The 351-nt window shown below is 30.5% G+C and carries 1 protein-coding gene; it reads right to left on the reverse strand.

Translation table 11 applies throughout. The features are described 5' to 3' along the window. Window positions 1-351 (reverse strand): hypothetical protein (locus AB4653_RS07285; protein WP_372103700.1); only part of this gene is annotated, 351 nt, incomplete at both ends.

Consider the following 351-nt stretch of genomic DNA (forward strand, 5'->3'; position numbering starts at 1 on the left):
TTATAGATATAAGTAACTGTTTTTCAAATTCTAGTTCATTGATCATGTTAACAATTAGTTGACTTAAAAGTTCATTATCTCTGAGTTTCAAAGCGTCACGTTTTGTTACTACTTCATGTAAGATAGTAACTACATGACTTTTAAAGTTATTATCAATACCATCATTTAGTGCTTCAATTAAGCGCTCTTTATTGTCTAGAACTAACTCTTCAAAGTTATCTGGTATTTTAGAGGTGTCATAACTATTATGCTCTGTAGGAGTAATTACTAATGAAAGGGTTTCGAACAATGCATTTTGAATTCTATCCGTCGCAACTGATTTAGCAAAGCGATATCTGTCTATTAGTAAAG

This window comes from Vibrio sp. 10N.222.48.A3 (assembly GCF_041475345.1).
GTDB lineage: Bacteria > Pseudomonadota > Gammaproteobacteria > Enterobacterales > Vibrionaceae > Vibrio > Vibrio tasmaniensis_A.